Here is a 1613-nt window from a genome sequence, read left to right on the forward strand (position 1 = left end):
GCTCTATCACGCCGAAAGTAGTTGCCGGATCGCTGGCTGCGAGGATAGGAAGATGCGGTGCCGTACATAGGGAGTGCTCTGAGAAGAGTGCTTTTGCTTTAATTAGAAGAGAGAACGGAAGATATCGGAGAGGTGTCCGAGTCTGGCCGAAGGAGCATGGTTGGAAACCATGTAAACAAGGAATTGTTTCGAGGGTTCGAATCCCTTCCTCTCCATTATGGACGCTTAGCTCAGCTGGGAGAGCACCTGCCTTACAAGCAGGGGGTCACAGGTTCGATCCCTGTAGCGTCCATTGGCGAAAGTCAAGAAACCGGCACGTCGGGATAAAGCGATGCCGACTTAGCTCAGTTGGTAGAGCACCGCTCTTGTAAAGCGGGGGTCGAAGGTTCGAGTCCTTTAGTCGGCATGATTCTGCGGAAGTAGTTCAGTGGTAGAACATCACCTTGCCATGGTGGGGGTCGCGGGTTCGAATCCCGTCTTCCGCTTGTATGCCGGCGTGGCGGAATAGGCAGACGCACAGGACTTAAAATCCTGCGATAGAGATATCGTACCGGTTCGATCCCGGTCGCCGGCATATATGCACCTATAGCGCAATTGGATAGAGCGTCTGACTACGAATCAGGAGGTTGCAGGTTCGACTCCTGCTAGGTGCATAGAGGTTGAAGGAATTCAAACTCTTTTTTTAAGTTTAAAGGGGCAGAAGCTCTCGTAGAACTTTTCGGGACGTAGCTCAGCTTGGTAGAGCACCTGGTTTGGGACCAGGGGGTCGCAGGTTCGAATCCTGTCGTCCCGATTGGCAAGGAAAATTGTCAAAGACGATCGCGGTGTAGCTCAGCTGGCTAGAGCGTCCGGTTCATACCCGGGAGGTCGAGGGTTCGATCCCCCCTGCCGCGATAGGCTCGAGATATAGGACCTTTAGCTCAGTTGGTTAGAGCAGACGGCTCATAACCGTCCGGTCGTTGGTTCGAGTCCAACAAGGTCCATGCAGGACGAGAGTCAAGCAAGAGATGATGGAGAATTACCCAAGTCTGGCTGAAGGGAACGGTCTTGAAAACCGTCAGGTCGAGAAATCGGCGCGTGGGTTCGAATCCCACATTCTCCTTAGGTAGAGATACCAAAATAATATTATCGCGGGATGGAGCAGTCTGGTAGCTCGTCGGGCCCATAACCCGAAGGTCGTAGGTTCAAATCCTGCTCCCGCAATTGGTCGCATGGTCTAGCTGGTTAGGACGCCTGCCTGTCACGCAGGAGATCGCGGGTTCGAGCCCCGCTGTGACCGTTTAGTATGGGGACATACTAAGATGGCTCTGTAGCTCAGTTGGTAGAGCATACGATTGAAGCTCGTAGTGTCGGCGGTTCGATTCCGTCCAGCGCCATAGATGTCTCAGGGCATCCAGTAAGAGATGCGAATGTAGTTCAATGGTAGAATTCCAGCCTTCCAAGCTGGCTATGCGGGTTCGATTCCCGTCATTCGCTTTTATGTTGAGAAGCATAAGAAGGGCCTGTAGCTCAGTTGGTTAGAGCACTGTGTTGATAACGCAGGGGTCACAGGTTCGAGTCCTGTCAGGCCCATGATGAAGGATGTTTCAATGGAAACATCCTTTTTTGTTTGC

15 tRNA genes are annotated in these 1613 nt (G+C 52.4%); all 15 read left to right on the forward strand.

Annotated features, from left to right (window positions below):
* Positions 1-126: 126 nt before the first annotated feature.
* The 15 genes from C5L21_RS01625 (at position 127) to C5L21_RS01695 (ending at position 1572) form a co-directional block, all read left to right on the forward strand.
* Positions 127-215: transfer RNA gene (locus C5L21_RS01625), tRNA-Ser, on the forward strand.
* A 4-nt stretch (positions 216-219) separates the two neighbouring features.
* Positions 220-292 (forward strand) — tRNA-Val (locus tag C5L21_RS01630).
* A 41-nt stretch (positions 293-333) separates the two neighbouring features.
* Positions 334-406 (forward strand) — tRNA-Thr (locus C5L21_RS01635).
* A gap of 7 nt (positions 407-413) precedes the next feature.
* Positions 414-485: transfer RNA gene (locus C5L21_RS01640), tRNA-Gly, on the forward strand.
* A 5-nt stretch (positions 486-490) separates the two neighbouring features.
* Positions 491-574 (forward strand) — tRNA-Leu (locus tag C5L21_RS01645).
* Between the two features lie 5 nt (positions 575-579).
* A tRNA-Arg gene (locus C5L21_RS01650) sits at positions 580-653 on the forward strand.
* A gap of 66 nt (positions 654-719) precedes the next feature.
* Positions 720-793, forward strand: a tRNA-Pro gene (locus C5L21_RS01655).
* Between the two features lie 27 nt (positions 794-820).
* Positions 821-894: transfer RNA gene (locus C5L21_RS01660), tRNA-Met, on the forward strand.
* 15 nt (positions 895-909) lie between these two features.
* Positions 910-983: transfer RNA gene (locus C5L21_RS01665), tRNA-Ile, on the forward strand.
* A 29-nt stretch (positions 984-1012) separates the two neighbouring features.
* Positions 1013-1102: transfer RNA gene (locus C5L21_RS01670), tRNA-Ser, on the forward strand.
* Positions 1103-1129: 27 nt separating this feature from the next.
* A tRNA-Met gene (locus C5L21_RS01675) sits at positions 1130-1203 on the forward strand.
* A 2-nt stretch (positions 1204-1205) separates the two neighbouring features.
* Positions 1206-1279: transfer RNA gene (locus tag C5L21_RS01680), tRNA-Asp, on the forward strand.
* Positions 1280-1303: 24 nt separating this feature from the next.
* A tRNA-Phe gene (locus tag C5L21_RS01685) sits at positions 1304-1376 on the forward strand.
* Positions 1377-1405: 29 nt separating this feature from the next.
* Positions 1406-1476: transfer RNA gene (locus tag C5L21_RS01690), tRNA-Gly, on the forward strand.
* 22 nt (positions 1477-1498) lie between these two features.
* Positions 1499-1572: transfer RNA gene (locus C5L21_RS01695), tRNA-Ile, on the forward strand.
* Positions 1573-1613: the final 41 nt, after the last annotated feature.

This window comes from Leuconostoc citreum (assembly GCF_004354555.1).
GTDB lineage: Bacteria > Bacillota > Bacilli > Lactobacillales > Lactobacillaceae > Leuconostoc > Leuconostoc citreum.